This is a genomic window from Nocardia cyriacigeorgica NBRC 100375, from assembly GCF_000308555.1.
Classification (GTDB): Bacteria; Actinomycetota; Actinomycetes; order Mycobacteriales; family Mycobacteriaceae; genus Nocardia; species Nocardia cyriacigeorgica.
The window spans coordinates 1-18,913 of the sequence record NZ_BAFY01000125.1 but is presented as its reverse complement, the minus strand read 5'-3'; the positions used below and the strand labels follow the sequence as shown (position 1 = coordinate 18,913).

The 18,913-nt window shown below is 66.2% G+C and carries 16 protein-coding genes and 2 pseudogenes; 12 read left to right on the top strand and 6 right to left on the bottom strand.

What is annotated here, in order from left to right; genetic code table 11:
• Positions 1–3: 3 nt before the first annotated feature.
• Both RJ05_RS11770 and sigJ read right to left on the bottom strand, forming a co-directional pair.
• Entirely contained in the window at positions 4–1,194 is a 1,191-nt protein-coding gene (locus tag RJ05_RS11770; protein ID WP_036536803.1) for an NAD(P)/FAD-dependent oxidoreductase, read from the bottom strand.
• Positions 1,195–1,304: 110 nt separating this feature from the next.
• Entirely contained in the window at positions 1,305–2,195 is an 891-nt protein-coding gene (sigJ, locus tag RJ05_RS11765; RefSeq protein WP_036536800.1) for an RNA polymerase sigma factor SigJ, read from the bottom strand.
• A 136-nt stretch (positions 2,196–2,331) separates the two neighbouring features.
• Here sigJ and RJ05_RS11760 point away from each other — a divergent pair, with 136 nt between their 5' ends.
• The 5 genes and pseudogenes from RJ05_RS11760 (at position 2,332) to RJ05_RS11740 (ending at position 6,418) form a co-directional block, all read left to right on the top strand.
• The gene (locus RJ05_RS11760) at positions 2,332–2,916 is read left to right on the top strand and encodes an NADPH-dependent FMN reductase (RefSeq protein WP_036536797.1); all 585 of its coding nucleotides are present in this window, start codon (positions 2,332–2,334) and stop codon (positions 2,914–2,916) included.
• A gap of 10 nt (positions 2,917–2,926) precedes the next feature.
• A complete protein-coding gene (locus RJ05_RS11755; protein WP_036536795.1) occupies positions 2,927–3,379 on the top strand; it encodes a YybH family protein in 453 nt (150 codons plus the stop codon).
• A 209-nt stretch (positions 3,380–3,588) separates the two neighbouring features.
• Positions 3,589–4,800, top strand: coding sequence for a site-specific integrase (locus RJ05_RS11750; protein ID WP_036536792.1), 1,212 nt, complete (start codon positions 3,589–3,591; stop codon positions 4,798–4,800).
• A gap of 213 nt (positions 4,801–5,013) precedes the next feature.
• Positions 5,014–6,098: pseudogene (locus RJ05_RS11745) on the top strand (tyrosine-type recombinase/integrase).
• Positions 6,095–6,418, top strand: a complete 324-nt coding sequence (locus RJ05_RS11740) for a helix-turn-helix domain-containing protein (protein WP_036536790.1) — start codon at positions 6,095–6,097, stop codon at positions 6,416–6,418. The pseudogene RJ05_RS11745 and the gene RJ05_RS11740 overlap by 4 nt, the downstream one beginning before the upstream one ends.
• A 23-nt stretch (positions 6,419–6,441) precedes the next feature.
• Here RJ05_RS11740 and RJ05_RS31905 read toward each other — a convergent pair whose 3' ends face one another.
• Positions 6,442–6,585 (bottom strand): hypothetical protein, encoded by a 144-nt coding sequence (locus RJ05_RS31905; protein ID WP_217999002.1) that lies wholly within the window; start codon positions 6,583–6,585, stop codon positions 6,442–6,444.
• 726 nt (positions 6,586–7,311) lie between these two features.
• On the opposite strand from RJ05_RS31905, the gene RJ05_RS31900 reads away from it, so the two are divergent.
• From RJ05_RS31900 to RJ05_RS29905, 5 genes are all read left to right on the top strand, one after another.
• On the top strand, positions 7,312–8,337 hold the full coding sequence (locus RJ05_RS31900; RefSeq protein WP_036536788.1) for a hypothetical protein: 1,026 nt from the start codon (positions 7,312–7,314) through the stop codon (positions 8,335–8,337).
• 320 nt (positions 8,338–8,657) lie between these two features.
• Positions 8,658–9,398, top strand: coding sequence for a helix-turn-helix domain-containing protein (locus tag RJ05_RS11730; protein WP_036536838.1), 741 nt, complete (start codon positions 8,658–8,660; stop codon positions 9,396–9,398).
• Between the two features lie 258 nt (positions 9,399–9,656).
• Positions 9,657–10,661 carry a nucleotidyltransferase domain-containing protein gene (locus tag RJ05_RS11725; RefSeq protein ID WP_036536786.1) on the top strand — a complete coding sequence of 335 codons (1,005 nt, stop codon included), beginning with the start codon at positions 9,657–9,659 and terminating at the stop codon, positions 10,659–10,661.
• The gene (locus RJ05_RS30855; RefSeq protein WP_081597287.1) at positions 10,646–11,209 is read left to right on the top strand and encodes a hypothetical protein; all 564 of its coding nucleotides are present in this window, start codon (positions 10,646–10,648) and stop codon (positions 11,207–11,209) included. The genes RJ05_RS11725 and RJ05_RS30855 overlap by 16 nt, the downstream gene beginning before the upstream one ends.
• Entirely contained in the window at positions 11,206–11,733 is a 528-nt protein-coding gene (locus RJ05_RS29905) for a hypothetical protein (RefSeq protein ID WP_081597286.1), read from the top strand. The genes RJ05_RS30855 and RJ05_RS29905 overlap by 4 nt, the downstream gene beginning before the upstream one ends.
• A 225-nt stretch (positions 11,734–11,958) precedes the next feature.
• On the opposite strand, the gene RJ05_RS11720 is transcribed toward RJ05_RS29905, so the two are convergent.
• Complete coding sequence (locus RJ05_RS11720) at positions 11,959–13,410, bottom strand: amidase (RefSeq protein WP_036536783.1); 1,452 nt, start codon at positions 13,408–13,410, stop codon at positions 11,959–11,961.
• Between the two features lie 758 nt (positions 13,411–14,168).
• Here RJ05_RS11720 and RJ05_RS11715 point away from each other — a divergent pair.
• Both RJ05_RS11715 and RJ05_RS11710 read left to right on the top strand, forming a co-directional pair.
• Positions 14,169–15,490: pseudogene (locus RJ05_RS11715) on the top strand (family 1 glycosylhydrolase).
• Between the two features lie 104 nt (positions 15,491–15,594).
• Complete coding sequence (locus RJ05_RS11710; protein WP_036536781.1) at positions 15,595–16,764, top strand: AI-2E family transporter; 1,170 nt, start codon at positions 15,595–15,597, stop codon at positions 16,762–16,764.
• A 32-nt stretch (positions 16,765–16,796) separates the two neighbouring features.
• Here the strand turns inward: RJ05_RS11710 and RJ05_RS11705 are convergent, their stop codons facing one another.
• Both RJ05_RS11705 and RJ05_RS11700 read right to left on the bottom strand, forming a co-directional pair.
• Entirely contained in the window at positions 16,797–17,306 is a 510-nt protein-coding gene (locus RJ05_RS11705) for a GNAT family N-acetyltransferase (RefSeq protein ID WP_036536780.1), read from the bottom strand.
• Positions 17,307–17,422: 116 nt separating this feature from the next.
• Positions 17,423–18,913 (bottom strand): CocE/NonD family hydrolase (locus tag RJ05_RS11700; protein WP_036536778.1); only part of this gene is annotated, 1,491 nt, incomplete at its 5' end.

The following is an 18,913-nucleotide window of genomic DNA, read 5'->3' as shown; positions in this document are numbered from 1 at the left end:
ACCCTAAGCGACCGCCACCTCGGGCGAACGCCGTCCGGCAGCGGTCAATCGGTATCGGCGGCTCGGCATTCCGAACGTCGGACGGCTGATGGCCCACCCGCTGACCGCCACGATCGACGACTTCACCGCCACCGCCGCACGCCCGCACAGCGCACCCGGCTTCGAGCGAGCCGCACCATCGACCAACTGGTAGACCGCGTCGTTGCGACCGAGGCTGATGTGGTTGCCCACATAACTGAGCGCGGTCGCCTTCACCTGTCGCCCGGTCAGATCCCCGACAATCGCCGAGACCGCCTGCATGCCGGTGAAACCCGCCGACGCACACGACATCGGCAACGGACGGCCGTTGTCACCGATGACGAACACACTGTCGCCGGCAGCATAGACATCCGGATGCGACACCGACCGCATCTGCCGGTCCACCGTGATCCGGCCATCGGCCTGCACCGCGAGACCACCGTCGCCGGCGATCGCGGGCACGGCGAAACCCGCCGCCCACACCGTCGCATCAGAGGCGAAAACCCGGCCGTCGGCGGCGACCACCGCGGTCTCATCGACACTCTCGACGGCGGTGTGCTCATGAATCGAGATCCCGAACCGGTCGAACGCGCGCAACACATGCCGGCGCGCCTTCGGACCCAGCCAGCCGCCGAGTTCGCCGCTGGTCACCAGACTCACCTCGAGACCCGGACGAGCTTCGGCGATCTCCGTGACCGCCTCGATCGCGGTCAGGTTCCCGCCGACCACCACCACCTTCCCCGACCCGTCCAGCTCATCCAGGCGGGCACGCAACCGCAGCGCCGACGGCCGCGCAGCCACATCGAAGGCATACTCGGCGACCCCGGCGACACCATGGTCGGCGCCCGCGCTCCCCAGTGTGTACACCAGAGTGTCGTAGCCGATCCGGTCCACGCCCGCACCGTCAGCCACCGTGACGGTGCGGTGCTCGGCGTCGAGGGCGGTCACCCGCGCCGTGCACAACACGATGCCGGTGCCGGCGAACACCGCACTCAGCGGCCGACGCGGAAGCTCATGACCAGCGGCCAGCTGGTGCAGGCGCAACCGCTCCACGAAATCGGGCTCGGCATTGACCACGGTGATCTCCACCTCGTCGGCATGCAGCTTCCGCGCCAGGTATCCCGCGCAATAGGCTCCGGCGTAACCGGCCCCGAGGACGACGATGCGGTGCTTCATGGATCGCTCCTATCTGTTCGAGTGCACCCTGAACGAGACAGCCCGCGAATTCCTGACAGCACCCGCCAGTGACGTGGCTCACCCACCCGGCACGGCCGCGCCGGGACAGGTCAGCCCGCGGTCCAGGGCCGCAGCTTGTCCGGATTCCGGATCACCCAGATACGGGTGATGCGACCATCGACGATGTCGAAGGCGTACACCGAGATGATGGTGCCCTCGCGCTCGGCGACCAGACCGGGCTGACCGTTGACCGTGCGCTCCACGAGAGTGACCGCACCACCGCGAGCGGCGATCTCCATCCAGGCCCGAGCGATCTGCTCACCGCCGATGATCGGCTCACGGAAAGCCACCACCCGCCCGCCACTGTCGGCGATCGCCGTCGCCTGCGGATCGAGCAACCCGATCAGAGCCTCGATATCGCTTGCCTCCCACGCACGTTTGAAATCCCTGATGACTTCCGCGCGCTCGGCGCCCGACGGACGCCGCGACGTATCGATGCGCCGGCGCGCACTACAGGCGAGCTGACGGCAGGCCGCAGGCGAACGCCCGACTACCTCGGCCACCTCGGCAAACGAATAACGGAACACATCGTGCAGCACGAACGCCACCCGCTCGGCCGGCGTCATGGAATCCAGCACCACCAGAAAGGCCATACTGATCGACTCGTCGAGCGTGACCTGATCCGCGGGATCAGCAGCGCCCGGCCGGCCCCGCCACTCCGAACGACCAGGCACCGGCTCCGGAATCCACTCACCCACATACCGTTCCCGCCTGGCACGCGCCGAACCGAGCACATCCAAACAGATCCGGCTCGCCACCGTCGTCAACCACGCACCCGGCGCCGCCACCTCCGCCCGCTGCCGCTCCGACAGCCCATACCAGCGCGTGAACGTTTCCTGCACCACATCCTCGGCCTCGGCCAGCGAGCCGAGCAGCCGGTAGGCGAGATTGATCAGCTGACGGCGTTCGGCGATCACCTCGGGCAGCTGCGGGTCGGTCATCCTCGGCTCCTCCAGATCTGCGGGTACCTACCACTACCGACGAATCAGCGCCCCGGTATGTGAGGCGGCCTGACATTCCCGGCAGCTGCGTCGTCGGGAATGTCGACACCGTTCCCACACACCAGGAGACCAGGCCATGACCACGATCGGCATCATCCTCGGCAGCACCCGGCCCAACCGCAACGGCCCGCAGGTCGCCCAATGGGTCCTCGACACCGCGACCCGACGCGGCGACGCCGAGTTCGACCTGATCGACCTGCGCGAGCACCCACTGCCCCACCTCGACGAACCCGCACCACCGATGTTCGGCCCGTCCCCACACGAACACACTCGCGCCTGGGCCGAACGGATCGCCCCGTTCGACGGCTACCTCATCGTGACCCCCGAATACAACGGCGGCGTCCCGGGAGTGCTGAAGAACGCCATCGACCACCTGTGCACCGAATGGGCGAACAAGGCCGTCGGGTTCGTCTCCTACGGCGTCAACGGCGGCGCCCGCGCCGTGGTTCAACTGCGCACGGTCTGCGGCACCCTCGGCATGGCCGACGTCGGCTACCAGGTCGCGATCTCGCTGCTCACCGATTTCGCCGACCACACCACCTTCACACCCCGCGACCAGCACACCGAGGCCCTGCACAAAACCCTGGACCAGCTCATCGCCTGGAGCGCAGCACTCGCACCGCTGCGCACGCCAGCCGACAACACCCTCGTCCAGGCCTGAGGAGCCGAACATGGCCGCATCCACCGAACTCCACCGCACCACCGACCACACCGAGATCCGCCGGCAGATCGAGAAGGTGATCGAAGCACTTCAAGCCAAAGACCTCGACGCCCTCGAACAGCTCTACACCACCGACGTCGTGTCCTTCGACATCGAACCGCCGCTGCAACACGCGGGAATCGCGGCGAAGCTCGACAACTGGGCACGCGTGTTCCAGGTCTTCGACACCCTCACCTACGACATCCGCGATCTCACCATCACCGCCTCCGGTGACCTCGCCTTCGGCCACGCCTTCGCCCGCCTGCGCGGCACCCTCGCCGACGGCACCACCACACCCGGAATGTGGGTGCGCGTCACCTACGGCATGCGCAGAATCGACCGCACCTGGCTGATCGCCCACGACCAGGTCTCGGTACCCCTCGACATCGGCAGCGGCCGCGCCGTCATCGATCTCGAGCCCTGACCGATCAGGGGTCCCGAACCGCGCTGGGACCCCTGAATCCCGGCCGAGCAGCCGATGACCCGGAACGGCGACAGCGCCGAGCGCAACGACCGACAAGGCCCCGAAGATCCGGCACGCTCGCCCGGCATCACGGCACCGACCGGCACGCACCGGATAGATTCGGGCAGAACACGACTCCCTCGTGTACCGCACCGAACCGGAGGGCACAGATGACCGCGGACTCGCCCGCACACCAGCAGCGTGACATCGCCATCCCCGATCCGGTCCGCGCGCAACTGCACCGCGGGGTCCGCAGCGTCCTCGTCGACACCGCGGCACTACGCGAAGTGCGGCAGCGCTTCGCCGACGACCAAGCCGCCGCCCTCGGCCGATACCTCGAAGCCTCACAATCGGCGAACACCGTGCGCGCCTACCGCACCGACTGGATCGCCTGGTCGGCCTGGTGCGCCGCCGAAGGCAGACAAGCACTGCCCGCCGACGCCCTCGACGTCGCCGTCTACCTCGCAGCCGCCGCCGACGCCCGAACCGACGACGGCGCACACGCCTTCGCCCCCGCCACCCTCGAGCGCAAATCCGCCGCCATCGCAGCCGTGCACGCCGCCAACGGCCTACCCTCACCCACCCGCTCCGACGTCGTGCGGCTCACCCTCCGCGGCATCCGCCGCACCCGCCGCGCCCGGCCGGTCCGCAAACGCCCGATCCTGCTACACACCCTCGAACAACTCCTCGACGGACTACCCGAGCCCGGCCGGGCCACCGAACCCGCACGCCGCCGCGACACCCTCGCCCTGCTCATCGGATTCGCCGGCGCCCTGCGCCGCAGCGAACTCGCCGCACTCCGCGTCGGCGACGTGCAGGTCGGCCAGGACCACAGCACCGGCGAACCCGTCCTGCTCATCCACCTGCCCACCACCAAAACCGACCCCACCGGCATCACCGAACAACGCGTCGCCCTCCCCCGCGGCACCCGCCCACACACCTGCCCCGTCTGCGCCTTCGCCGACTGGATCGCGCTGCTCACGCTGCACCCCACCGCACCCGGCCACCCAAGCGAACACCTCGCCACCCCCGACCCGAACATCCACCGCTGCCACAGCTTCACCGGCATCCCGGCGACCCTGCCCGCCGACCAACCCCTCTTCCCCGCCATCACCCGCCACGGCGGCATCGGCACCACCCCGATCTCCGGCCGAGCCGTCGCCGAACTCGTCAAACGCTACGCCGCCCGCGCGGGCCTCGACCCCGCCCTGTTCTCCGGCCATTCCCTGCGCGCCGGCTTCGCCACCCAAGCCGCTCTCGGCGGCGCCGCCGACCGCGAAATCATGCGCCAAGGCCGCTGGTCCAACCCCCGCACCGTGCACCGCTACATCCGCACCGCAAATCCCCTGGAGGACAACGCCGTCACCAAACTCGGGCTGTAGCAGGATTTTTGGGATGAATTGCATTAAATGCAACACTGCGCATCACGGCGACGAAGGCTGCGCCGCAGGTTGAGAACAATTGGCACCTTAGCGTGCCAGCGCGAAATTTGTCCTCTACCTGGGTGATTCCAGCGTTCCGCAAACAAGACGCAACAATGTTGTGTTTAATGCAACACCATGGAGAGGGCTGATCCGCCCGGTGCGGCGCACCTTGTGCTCGCCGATGGTGTCGTCCACCTGGACCCCGAACGAGCGGTGTTCGATGCGATGCTGGCTGGCTGGGAGCGTCAGCAGCGCACGCGGTTCCTGAAGGACGCCACGATCCGGCCACGGATCGCGCTGATCCGCAGGTTGGGTGAGTTCACGAATTCCTATCCGTGGCAATGGGACCCGGCCGACGGGAGGATTTCATCACTCACCTTCGATCCGAGCGGGAGGGTTCGCGCCCAATCACCGTCTCGACCGCCCGCGGCTACGAGGTGTCGATCACGTTGTTCATGCAGTACGTGACCGATCCCCGGTACCAGTGGCCGACGGTCTGCCGGGAGCGGTTCGGGTCGGTGCCCCAGCAGGTGTTCCACGAGGGCAACTCGGTCGCCCATGTCACCGACTTCGAGGGACAGCCGGGACGGCGGCCGTTGACCTACGACGAGGTTCAGGCGCTGTTCGATGCCGCCGATGGGCGGGTCGAGCACGCACGGCTCCACGGCCGCAAGGGCGCACTTCCCGCCCTGCGTGATGCGGCGTTGCTGAAGACTGTCTACGCCTACGGCTTCCGCCGTCGCGAAGCTCAACGCCTAGACCTGGCCGACCGTCGGCACGCACCGAAGATGCCGCAGTACGGCCAATATGGCGCGTGGTTCGTGCGGTGGGGCAAGTCCTCCAACGGCAGCCCTCCCAAGCGGCGAACGGTGTTGACTGTCCCGGAGATGGATTGGATCGTGGAAGTGGTCGATCATTGGGTGACTGAGGTCCGGCCGTTGTTCAATCCCGTTCGTTTGCAAGCACTTTGGGTTCACGAACGAGCGGGAAGGATGTCGTTGCGCAGTATCAACGAGGCGTTCGAGCAGGCCCGGCGGCTGGCCGAGTTGCCCGAAGAACTCGATCTGCATTCACTGCGGCATTCCTACGTCACGCATCTGGTCGAGTTCGACTACCCCGAGCGGTTCGTCTCTGAGCAGGTCGGCCACCGCTATGCCTCCACGACGGCGATCTACACCGGGGTGTCGGACGAATATCGGACGCGGCTGATCCGCCGGTCGATGGAGGGGCACTCCGAGCTTTGGGAGAGCAGATGATCAAGAAGATGGGCTACCAGTGGAATCTGCGGAAAGTCATGGCGGCCAGGGATATTTTCCAGACAACTGACCTGGTTCCGCTGCTGGCCGAGCGCGGAGTCCACCTGTCTCGCGAGCAGGTGTTCCGACTGGTGACCCAGCCGCCGAAGCGGCTGCCGATGGATGCTCTCGCAGCGTTGTGCGACATCCTGGACTGCACGCCGAACGATCTGATCGAGGTCGAGGTTGTGAATGTTCAGGTCGCTAAGACTGCCGGGGATTCCTCCGGGCCCCGGCCGCAGGCCCGCCGGACAACCATCCGCCGCCCGGGCCCGGCGTGACCAGCCCGCGCAAACCCGCCCAATCACGGCGGGACGTGTTGGATTTGGCCGCTCGCCATGTCGCGGGGGCGATCGAGGGCATCGATCTCGCCGATGCCCTCGACTTCGTTGACCGTGCTGGGGGCACGCGCGCGTTTCGCCAGCTCGAAGCCCATCTGGCCGACCATCCCGATTCCCTGGTCTCGGGTTCGTCGGATGCGCCGATCCCGGTCCAGCGGCTCGCGGAGCTGCTATCGGGGGCCGGTTATTCCACGGTCGTCGTTCCACGCTGTTTGAGCTGCGGGCAGCCCAAGGAGTTGCGCCACATCGTTCCCGGCGGCCGCGCCTGCGAATCGTGCTACCTCCACTTCCGTCATCGCGCGCCGTGTTCGCGCTGCGGGCGCGATCGCCCCGTCCGCGGGAGAGACGAGCAACAGCGACCCCTCTGCGCTACCTGCTGCCGCGGCCGCAAGGTCGAGAACTGCGGAGCCTGCGGCCGACTTATGCGCGTCGCGGCCCGCCGCGATGACGGAGCAGCGCTCTGCCCGAACTGCTACCACGCACCGGAAAGCCGCTGTCACAGCTGCGAACGGACCGCCCCAACCTACGCACACACCGACGAGGGACCGATCTGCAAGGGCTGCTACCGGCGGCCCAAGCGGCGCTGCGGCGCCTGCGGCGACGTCCGGGGCATTGACTGCCGCGCCGGCGCCGGCGCGGCAGATATCTGCGGTCGCTGCCGCGCCCGCCGCAAACGCGCCTGCCTGATCTGCGGCACCCTCTACCCGGCGAATCCTCTTGCCCGCCACCCTGTTTGTCTGCCATGCAGAGACGCCGGGCACATCCTGGAACCGGACCTGGCCGAACCGGCGGACCGGACACGGCGCCGAGCGCACGAGACTATCCATGATGCCTTGCGGCACAAGCTCAGCGACCTGCTCACCCACCCAGATCACGGAATCCCCGATCAACTCGCGCAGTTGATCGGCATCTTCGATACCGTTCCCCGGCCCGCGAACGTCATGAACTGGCTCCAGAAACGCGGCAGTGGACCGCGCCTGCTTCGCGAACTCGCGCTCCGCGCCCACACCGAGCCCATCACCCACGAACTCCTCGATGGATATCCGCAAGGCTATGCCCTGCACCGAGCCCGGGACCTGCTCGTCCACGCCGGCATCCTCCTCGAACGCACCGAACTGCTCGACCGCATCGACGTCTGGCTCGACAACCTTCTGCGCGAACAGCCCGAATATCACGCGAAACTATTGCGGCCCTTCACATCCTGGCAAGCGCTGCGCCGTGCACGGAATCGGGCGCGCCACCGGCCGATCACCAGGAACGCCGCCACCTACGTCCGCTCCCAGGTCACCATCGCCCTGAACTTCCTGACCTGGCTCGACGCTCACGGCAAGACCTTGGACACCGCCACACAGGCCGACCTCGATCGCTGGCTCGACGCAGGAACCCAGACCAACTATTTCCTGTCCACCTTCATCGACTGGGCGAACAAGCGCAGCCTCTGCGACCTCACCGTCCCGCACCGGGCAGGCACAGAGCCGGACGCATTCCTCGACGAAGACGACCGCTGGAGCACCCTGCGGCGATGCCTGCACGATGCGAGCCTGCCCCTCGACATCCGCACCGCCGGCATCCTCGTCCTGCTATTCGGCCGCACCACAACAAGTTTCGCGCACCTGACTGTCACCGACCTCGAACAGATCGACGGCGACACCTACCTGCGACTCGGAGACTTCACCGCACTGCTGCCCCCGGCCGCCGCAGCAGTCTTCCACGCGCTCGGCGAAGCGAGCACCGCCCGGGAAACCTTCCACCGCACCGAACCGCACACCCGCTACCTGTTTCCGGGACGCTCCCCCGGCAGACCAGCCTCGTCCCACATCCTCGCCCGCAAACTCCGAGCCCACGGCATCAAACATTGAGTTCGCGCAACTCCGCCCGCGCCGCCTGGGCCCGCGAGATCCCCGGGCCGATCGCCGCCGATCTGCTGGGCATCGACATCAACACCGCCACACGATGGGCGCAACGAACCCGACGAGACTGGACCGACTACCTCGCCACCCGAGCCGCCGATCAAGCACACGCCATAGGGCGAGACCAGACCGCATCAGCCCGGAGAACAGACTCACCGCCGAAGAATACGCCGCCCAGAGGGATCGTGAGTCTCGGATAGTGCTCAGCATCACCTTCATGGCGAGCGTCTACACCTACAGTGATGGTGTAAGCTTAACTTGAGGTGGTGATGACAGTGGCGCTTGAGGAAAATGGATTCCTGGAATACCTGCAACTACAGGGCGATGAGCCGGATCTTGTGACCAAGTCCGAGCTGCTCAGCCGGATCCGTAAGTCTGGGTATTCCTTGAGCGACCGTCAACTGACCTTTTACATGACCGAAGGCCTGATACCCCGCACCGTTCGTGTCGGCACCCGCGCCGGCGCTTACCCGGAGATCGTCGTGCGGTTGACGCGATGGATCGTCGCGGCCCGCGACGCAGGTGTATCGGTCCCTGCCTTGAAGGAGTTGCTACCCGTCTGGAAGTACCTGATGCAGGTACAGAAAGCCGGAGTCCTTGATGTCGGGGAGCTTGAATACGTCGCTCGCCAGCACGTCACGTCCACCGAGGGATCTATTGGCGTTCCTCGGGTGGTCTCGTGGGTTATGAGCGAGCAGTGCTGCGCGAGTTGCCAGAAGAAGGTCGAGATCGTCTACAAAGACGGTGATCGAAAGCCTCTCTCCGACCCGGCAACGACGATCGGGTTCGCGATCGCCAGGACCCCCGATGAGGAAGCTGGCGAGGACAGTGATTCCGCGCCACGATGGTACGCCTCCACTCGACTGGCTCTCGGGCATCGCGTCGACTTCTCCACCGACCCAACCACCGTGATTCTGGGAGTACCGCCGAACGCGAAGCTGCCTGAGAGTGATCCCGCCGACGATCGGGCACACGGTGCCGCTGATGCGGGGGTGACTACCGAGAAGTAGAACAAGCTTTGGGGCGGGCATTGGCGTGCCCGCCCCAAACCGAGGTCGCTACGCAACCTTCTCTTCCAAGAACCAGCGTAGCGCCCTCCCATCGAAGGGAACACCGAGGGGTCTGTGAGTGGACCAGGTCTCGGTCACGCCTTCACATCCGGCCCCTGGCGCAAAGGACACACGTGTGTCCTCGCCTAGGACCCGGATTGCACTGTTACGCAATCTGTCTCGCTGATGCGGACGGACCTCACCTTGGAGGGTGCCCGCATGGGCCAAACTGTCGATGGCGCATTTGCCGAACTCGACGAAGAACTGAATCTCGATCCAGCGCAACGCGAACGAGCACAGGAACGACACAACGCCATCCGCGACGTGCTCGAGGATGCCGGTTTCGTCCACACGAGCTTCCTGCAAGGCTCGTTCGCCCGCAAGACGATGCTGAAACCTCTCAAGGACGTCGATATCGTCATCGTTCTGAAAGCAGAACACTGGGCCGCGCTGAGCGGGCCTGAAGGTCCGCAGACCGCGATGGACTGGTTCCAGGCCCCAGTCGCCAAGGCATGGCCGGACGCGAAGTTCGACCACGGTGACAAGCCCTCGGCCAAGGCCTTGCGCGTTACCTTCGCCGATCTCGACTTCACCATCGACCTCGTTCCCGCGTTCGACGACGATGACGAGTTTGTCCTGATCGGGGACCGTGACCAGAAGTGCTGGGAACCGAGCAACACCCGCCGCCAAGGCCGCGTCGTTTCCGAGCGCAACCAGGACACCAAGGGCCGATTCGTCCATCAGGTACGTGAGATGAAGGCACTCGTCAAGAGCAACAACGACCTCAAGTTCATCAAGGGTATCGTGGTCGAATCCCTCGCGTTCGCAGTGATCGACCGGAAGATGCCCGACAAGTACGCCGTGGCCGACGTCCTTGAACACGCCCAGACTGCGGTGCTCGATCAGGTGCTCGACCCGGCCGGCGATGACGATGTGACCGTGAAATGGACTTCCGCGGAACGGCAAACCGCTGCGAGCACATTCGCGAGCTTGGCTACGCAGGCTCGCGAAGCTCTGGATCTTGAGCAAAGCGACAACGACGCGGCGCTCGATGTGTGGCACGCACTGTTCGGTGACCCCTTCCCTCAACCCGATCCGCGCGATCCCGCAGTCGTACTCGCGGATTGGAATGGCAACGGCGGCCGAACGAGTACCGGTCGGCCCACTGCTTCAGCGCTCGCTATCCAGTCGATCAAGCCGGGGCGGGCGTGGGCACCTCGCTGAGTGATCTACTCGCCGATCCTGACGGTGTCCTCGCGCGGCTGACCGCCCGCCAAGCTGGCGTGTCGGTCGACCGCACGAGGGCGCCGCAGTGCGGCGGATACGGCATAGATCTGTCTTTCGCACCACCGCCGGAACTTGTTGTCGCCGGGTACAACACCGAACGCGCACGGATATCGATCACTCCAGATGAAGAGATAGTGTCCTTCCCATTGGGATCTGTTCGGCAATGGAAACACCGCTACTCGTTCGATCCCGATACTGGCTGCTACGGACAGCTGTGCCTCTGGTTCCCTGGTGATCCCCGGCCCTTAAGGTGGGTGTGGGACGACGGGCTCGATGACTATGTCGCGCGGGTACACCGTCATCTCTTCTACGAGGAATTCTGGCGGCGAACGGGTAACTGGCCCTCGGAGGACGCACCTCACGGCGCGGGAGAACCGGGCCACGTGAAGGGTAACCAACCGGTTTACCCAATCCAGAGTCCCGAGCTTCGGAGCGTTATCGAAGAGTACCGCCGCGAAAGTCTGCGCCGCCAAGGAGCCGCATGAGCAATACGCCGAGTTATCTGACAATCGCTACGCTGGTGCTGAGCTCGTCGGTTGTCGGCGGTTTGATTACGGCAGCGGTCACTGGGATGCGTGATGCTGCCTCCAAACGGCGCGATGGCTATGCCGCAGCGGTGAAAGCACTCGTCGCGCGGGCCGAGTATCCCTACCGGGTCCGTCGACGCCCCGACGATGAACCCTCGACTTTGGCGGAGCTCACCAAGCTCGGCCACGACATCCAGGAGCAGATCGCAAGTGCTCGGATCTGGATTCAAACCGAAAATGCCCGAGTAGCAACAATCTTCAACGATAGGCTCGCAAAGATCGACGCACGAGTAGGACCAGCAACCTCTGATGCTTGGCAGCAGCAACCAATTTCGAGTGCGAGCCAGATGGTTCTCGCCGGATGGGGTCCTGGCAATCAGGATGAGCACATCTGCGGTTTTGGCGAGGCAGTTCGATGGCGTTTCGGGTGGCGGCGGTTCGTCCCGAAACGTCCTTCGACTCGCGGAATCAGCGCTGCGTGACTAGATCGGCAACCGGCCGGATGCCGACTGACTGAACTGCTTGAGCAGAAAATCAGCGGCTTCCGAGCATCCTAAGTGCGCGCACCGATCAGACCAGTGCGTCGGCCTGTGCACGCAAGTTTGAGAGGCCACCCCCTGGTGACTGCACCAGCGAGTCCTCTCGTACCGAGTCAGGATCGAATACTGCACGATTTCAATACCGCTACGTCACCACTACCGCAACCCCTACTCCGGCGCGACGAAACCGCCGAGCCTTTGCTCGAGCAGCTCGGCCAACCGCAGCGGAGTGCGATCCTCGAACATCGGACCGATCACCTGCACGCCCACCGGCAATCCCTCCGGCGAACGACCCGCGGGCACTGCCGTGGCGGGCAGGCCCGGCATCGTCGCGACACCCGCCCAGACGAGTTGATCCAAGTACGGGTACGCGACGCCGTCGATATCGAGCCGGCGCCCCAACAGATCCGGATCATGATCGCGCGGGAACGCGGGAGTCGGCGTTATCGGGCACACCACGGCATCGAACTCATCGAACAACTGCCGCCAGCCGTGGCGGTGACGCTCACGAGCGGTGTCCGCCGCCATCCAGTCACGGTGCGAGCACACCGTGGCACGGAGCCGCGTCGCAGCCAGACTCCGGTCCTCGGCGTCCAGCGCGGCGACACGGTCTCGCAGCGCCTCGTACGCGTCCACGGGGTAACGGGCGACAGCACTCGAAAACAGCAGCTGCATATAGACCCTCGCGGCTTCGCTCAGATCGGGCAGCAACGGACTGTGCCGCTCCACGCGCGCACCCGCATCGGCCAGCACGTCCGCCACCCGGTCCACCCCCGTACGGACAGCGCCCCCGGTCGCGATGAGCGGATGCTCATCGACAACCAGCACCCGGAAATCCTCCAGCCGATCGTGGCGCGCCGGCGGCAATGCTGCGCTGTATGCGATGCCGTACGTCAACGGGTCGGGTCCGGCCATCACGTCCAGCAACAACGTGAGGTCGCGAGCAGTGCGGGCCATCGGACCCACGACCGCGAGATCGGCCTCGACCGGCCACGCCGGCACGCGCGGCGCGACCATCCCCCGCATCGCCGCCAGCCCCAGCGTCGGCTTATGTGCGTAGACGCCACAGAAATGCGCGGGCGTGCGCAACGAACCAGCGATATCGGAACCGATCGACAACGCGCCGAATCCGGACGCCAGCGCCGCCGCCGATCCACCGGAGGACCCGCCCGCCGTCCGACTGTGGTCCCACGGATTGCCGGTGGTCCCGTAGATCTCGTTGAAGCTCTGCACATCCTGCAGCCCCAGCGGCACATTCGTCTTACCCAGCACCACCGCCCCCGCCGCCTTCAACCGCGCCACCTGCACAGCGTCCTCGGCCGGCACATGATCCCGCTCCAGCGGCATGCCCCAGGTCGTCGGTAGCCCCGCGATGTCGTAGGACTCCTTGACCGTCACCGGGATACCGAGCAGCGCACGCTTCTCCCCGCGAGCGCGCGCCCGATCAGCAGCCACCGCGGCCTCCCGCGCACGGTCGAAGTCCCGCACACAGATCGCGTTGATCGCCTTGTCGTAGTTCTCGATCCGGCCGATAGCCTCCTCGGTCAGTTCGACCGAAGTGACCGCACCGGCATCCATCACGGCCGAAAGCTCCTCGGCCGACAGAAAACTCCAGTCCATGCCGTCGACGCTACGGACAGCCCTGGAAGGGCATAAAACGCCAGCTCACACAACCGCGAAGGCCGCACGGGACGACTGTGCCGCCGAAGTCAGCCGCGCGCATGCCAGCACAAGCAATCTCCCCAGGTCAGTGGCACGTGACAAGGCAGACCCGCCGTTGCAAGCCATCGAACACCCACGTCGCGCAACAGGGCGAATGTCTCAGCTCGTCCGTCTTGCGGCTTGTCCGAGCACGGCGGATTCCAGATAGAGCAAGAATATTCACGCCCGATTGCGCCAGGGGTAATAGACGCAGGTCGAGACATACGCTAATTCGCGAACGCCACACCACGAGAGGAGCGGTCGCCGCCGCCCGTAACGAGAAGCCCCAACCACTGGACCACCGAAGCAGGCGTCGCCCCAAGTACTGGAGATACACGACTCAGGGCCCCTCGTCCGTGGGCCCCCTTCCCTTCTATGTGTTTTAACCGGAGCGTTGGTGATGGCGAGTGTTTCTAACGAGAGATGCACATGCGTAGATGCGCATATCTACGTATCGCATTGTTTTTGATGATGGATCTGACAGGCCGCAGTTCTTTGATCTACAAAGCCCCCTGGCCGTGGTCCTGCCCGAGGCCGAACGTCCGGCCCTTCTCCCCCATCTCCTCCTCCTCGCGAGATATCCACTCGGACCGTCCACTTCCCCACCCCGCCACCCAATCGGTCGTTAGGCTGACCCAACACCACCCGGGCACCTGTCACATGAGGAGCACGAGTCAATGCGTCAACCGAACCGCCGCCACGTTCTCGCCGGGCTCGCCGCCGCGACCGCCACTGCCCTACTCGGTGGACGAGCGGGGGCGCGGCCGCCCGCCCCGGAGACGGTGGCGCCGCTCGGTGACGACTTCCTGTGGGGCGTCGCGGCTTCCGGCTTCCAATCCGAGGGCAACGCGCCCGACAGCAACTGGGTGCGCTACATCGCCGTCGGCAAGACCGAGGACCCATACCTCGATTCGATCGACTTCTACGGGCGCTTCCGCTCCGATATCGGCCTGGCGGCGCAACTGGGTGTGCGGGTCTATCGCATCGGAATCGAGTGGGCCAGGCTTCAACCCCGGCCGGGCGAATGGGATCCGGCGGGATTCCGGTTCTACGACAATGTCATCGCGGCGATCGAGGCGGCGGGTATGCGGCCGATGCTCACTCTGGACCATTGGGTGTACCCCGGCTGGGAAGTGGACCGCGGCGGCTGCGCAATCCGGCGATGGTGGACGACTGGCTGGCCAACGCGCGCGCGGTCGTCGATCGCTATGCCGCCCACGATCCGCTGTGGATCACTTTCAACGAGCCCGCGATGTATGTCCTGAACGAGCTGCGCCACGGCGGGATCGGCATCGGTGACGTCGCGGCCATGCAGGATCGTATCGCCCTGGCCCACAACACCATCTACGACCACATCCACCGCGTGCACCCGAGTGCGATGGTCTCCAGCAATGTCGCCTATGTCCCGACCGCCGAGGATGCGGTGAACGGTCCGCTGATCGACCGTATCGGCGCGAAGCTCGATTACATCGGCATCGACTACTACTACGGCTTCTCCCCCGAGTCGCTACTGGCGGGGCCGCCGGACATGAACCGGCTATGGACGATGCCGTTGCAGGCCGAAGGCATCTACTACGCATTGCAGCATTACGCGCACAGGTTCCCGGGGCGGCCGCTCTACATCGTCGAGAACGGGATGCCCACCGAGAACGGGCGCCCGCGGGCCGACGGCTACACCCGGGCGGACCTGCTGCGCGACACCGTCTACTGGCTGCAACGCGCGAAGGCCGACGGGATGAACCTGATCGGCTACAACTACTGGAGCCTGACCGACAACTACGAGTGGGGTTCCTACACTCCGCGCTTCGGCCTCTACACCGTCGACGTCCTCGCCGACCCGGCACTGACCCGGCGGCCGACCGACGCCGTCCCCGCCTACGCCGACATCACCCGCGCGGGTGGCGTGCCACCCCGCTACCGACCGACCCGCGGCCCCGCCGACTGCTCGTTCGTCGACGCGGTGGCCAGCTGCGCCGATCCGGTGCGGGTCCCCCGCTGACAGCGCGCTCCGACCGCGTGCCCCGCCGCACCGACCGTTGACCGCGACGGGCGTCACCATCGGCGTACCCGGCCGGTGTGCGGGATCCGTGTAAGACTGGCGGCGTGAACGGGCCGAACGTGGACAAGACGGCAGCCGAGAAGACCGCTCGCGATCGCACGCCGAATCGGGGTGACGCCATCGGTGTCGGGGTGCTGTGGCTGGCGAAATGGGCGTTGTGCGTGGTCGCGATCGCCGCGGGCGCCTGGGTGATCGGCAATGTGGTCGCCAAGCTGTGGGTCGTGTTGCTGCCGGTGCTGCTGGCGATCGTGGTCGCCACGGTGCTGTGGCCGCCGGCCCGCTGGCTCATGGACCACAAGTTGCGCCCGGCCGCGGCCGCCTCGATCACGGTGATCGGGTTCCTCGCTGTGCTGGCGGGTGTGATCGCGCTGATCGTGCCATCGGTGGTCGACCAGGCGCCCGACTTGGCCGACAAGTCCACCGAAGGCATCAACAAGGTACGTGACTGGTTGCAGGGCCCGCCGCTGAATGTGCGCGACGAACAGCTGGATTCCGCGGTGGACGCGGTGGTCACCCGATTGCAGTCCAGTGCCGAGCAGATCGCGACCGGCGTGTTCACCGGTGTCAGCGCGGCGACGTCGGCGCTGATCACCTTGTTCCTCGTGTTGGTGCTGTCGTTCTTCTTCATCAAGGACGGACCGCGTTTCCTGCCGTGGCTGCACAATACGGTCGGCTCCCCCGCCGGCCGGCATCTCGAGGAGGTGCTGGCCCGGGTCTGGGCGGTGCTCGGTGGGTTCATCCGCACCCAGGCGGTGGTCAGCATGATCGACGCGGTGTTGATCGGCTTGGGCCTGGTGATCTTGGACGTGCCGCTGGCGCTGGTACTTGCGGTGATCACCTTCCTCGGTGGGTTCATTCCCATGGTCGGCGCGTTCGTCGCCGGTGCGCTCGCGGTGCTGGTCGCCTTGGTCGCCAATGGCCTGACCACGGCGTTGATCGTGCTGGGCATCATCGTCGCGGTGCAGCAGTTGGAGGGCAATGTCCTGCAACCGGTGCTGCAGAGCCGCAGCGTGAAGCTGCACGCGGTGATCGTGTTGCTGTCGGTGACGGCAGGCGGTGCCCTGTACGGGATCGTCGGGGCGTTCCTCGCGGTGCCGGTGGCGGCGGTCGCGGCCGTGGTGATCCGTTATGTGGGCGAGCAGATCGACCTGTTCACCGCACCGCCGGTGCAGGCCGAGGAACCGGGTGCGGATATCGAGCCCGTGGCGGATTGAGCACCCTGAACGGATCGGCGTCGCCAGTCCGACTACTGCGCCAGGACCAGTGACGCTCGCACGCCGCCGTCGGCGTCCGGTGTCTCGATGACGAATCCCGCGTGCTGGAGCAGAGCTAGCGCACCGGCATTCGCCGCGGTCGTATTGGCCACGACGGTTGTCACGCCGAGCTCGTGCGCATCGGCGAGCAGGATGCCGAGCGCTCGGTGACCGATACCGCGACCACGCGCACTGCGCGCCAGCCAGATACCGGTCTCGGCCGTATCGGCTTCTAGGCGCTGCAAACGAATCGACCCGACGACTCGCCCGTCGAGCGTGATCGCCCACGTCGACTCCTGTAGTGGCCCGGCGAAACCGGGTCGACGGTCTCGGTGACAGGCTCGCAGCCAGGATTCGCGGGCGGGTGTCCAGTTCTCCCCGGGGGTGATCGGTGGCGTCACCTCGTTGGCGGCGGCCTCGGTGGCGGCGACCCGAACGAGATCTTCGAGCACCACGTCGTTGATCGCGACGAGTTCTACCGCTGCGTCACCCTCGTTCACCACAGGGCTGAGCGTAGTCGTTCACTCGGGCCCGGATTGTCGGATCAGCGCGGTCGGCTGCTCCCGCCGGTTCGGGACGGGAGCAGCCGATCGGTCGAGAGGGGTTGCGGTGGTGCTGGTTACCAGCCCGGCGTGCCCGAAACCGGGATATTGATCCAGCTGGGCTGGTTCGGGTCCAGCCGCACGTGCTGCGGTTTGAGTTCGCTTTCGTTGAGCAGTGGCCGCAGCGGCAACCCGCGCGGGAAGTTCATCGCATAGACGTCCACACGCAGCCGGTGGCCGGGTTTCAGGATGGCGTCGGTGGCGGTGAGCCCGATGTCGATGATGGTGGGCCGGCCGGGTACCAGTGGTTGTCTGGTGGCGAGGGTCAGCACCGGGTACGGGTCGGTGTAGTCGCCGTTGGCCGAGCGGCTGGCGCGGGTGTCGTCCACGGTGCGCAGCGAGGCGGTGAGCTGGCCGCTGGTGAGCACGGTGGAGCGGCCGTCGGGGGCGACATCGTTGACCGTGACCGACCAGTAGCCGTCGGTGGCGTCGTGAACGGCGTTGAGGTGCAGGCTGATCGGACCGGAGATCTCGGTCGGACCCTGCACGGGCGCGCTGGTGAAGGTCAGAGCGCTGGTCTCGCTGATCCTGGAGTCCTTGGCGCAGGCGTCGAGGATGCCGGTGATGCCCGCAGTACCGGTGGCCGAATCCCGTGAGCACAACGTGGCGAGTCCGGGCGCGACGGTGAGCTGCGCGGGTGCGCCGGGCGCGGTGGCCAGGCTGCCGTCGTGGACGCTGCGGACGGTTCCCGACGGTGCCGCGTCGAGGTACATGCGGCGGTAGTCCATGCCTGGACGCGGGAAGGCGGTGGTGCTGGTCCAGCCGCCGCCCTGCTGCCACAGGGTGACGTTGTCGTAGGTGTCGATGCCGTTGTCGATGCCCTTGAGCCACTTGTCGAACCAGGCCCGTTGCAGCACGTCCAGGCGCGGTGGCGCGCCGGGAAGGCCGTTCCCGCTGCCGGTGGTCAGGTGGTAGATGTCGCCCATGATGAGCTTTTTCTGCGAGTCGGGCACGTCGACGGCGTTGTAGACCCGGGGCGAGGAGTAGGTGAAGATGTCGTGCCAGCCGCCGTAGACGAAGGTCGGGATGTCGATCTTGTCGGGGTGGCCGAGCCAGGATTGCCGGATGGCGCTGTCTTCCTGGATGAGTTCCATCAGGTGCGGCGGGATGGCGTCGACGCTGGGCACGGTAAGCGCGGCGAGCAGGTAGTTGACGAAGGTCAGCGGGTCCTGGACGCGGTCGGCCAGCCATTTCCAGTCGAACCGGCCGTCGACGATCGACTTCACGTCCGGGATCAGCTTGGAGGTGTTGACGGCCAGTAGCCAGGCGGGCAGGAACCCGAATCCGACGCCGCCACCGGTGGCCGCGATGTCGCGCAGCAGGTCGCTGCCGGGGACGATCGGGAAGATCGCGTGCAGCGCTTCGGGATTGCGTTCGGCGGTCTGCAACTGGTTGATCGCCGAGTAGGAGATGCCGGTCATGCCGACCTTGCCGGTGGACCAGGGTTGGGCGGCGGCCCAGTTCACCACTTCGACGCCGTCGAGTTGTTCGCGTTCGCCGAAGACCTG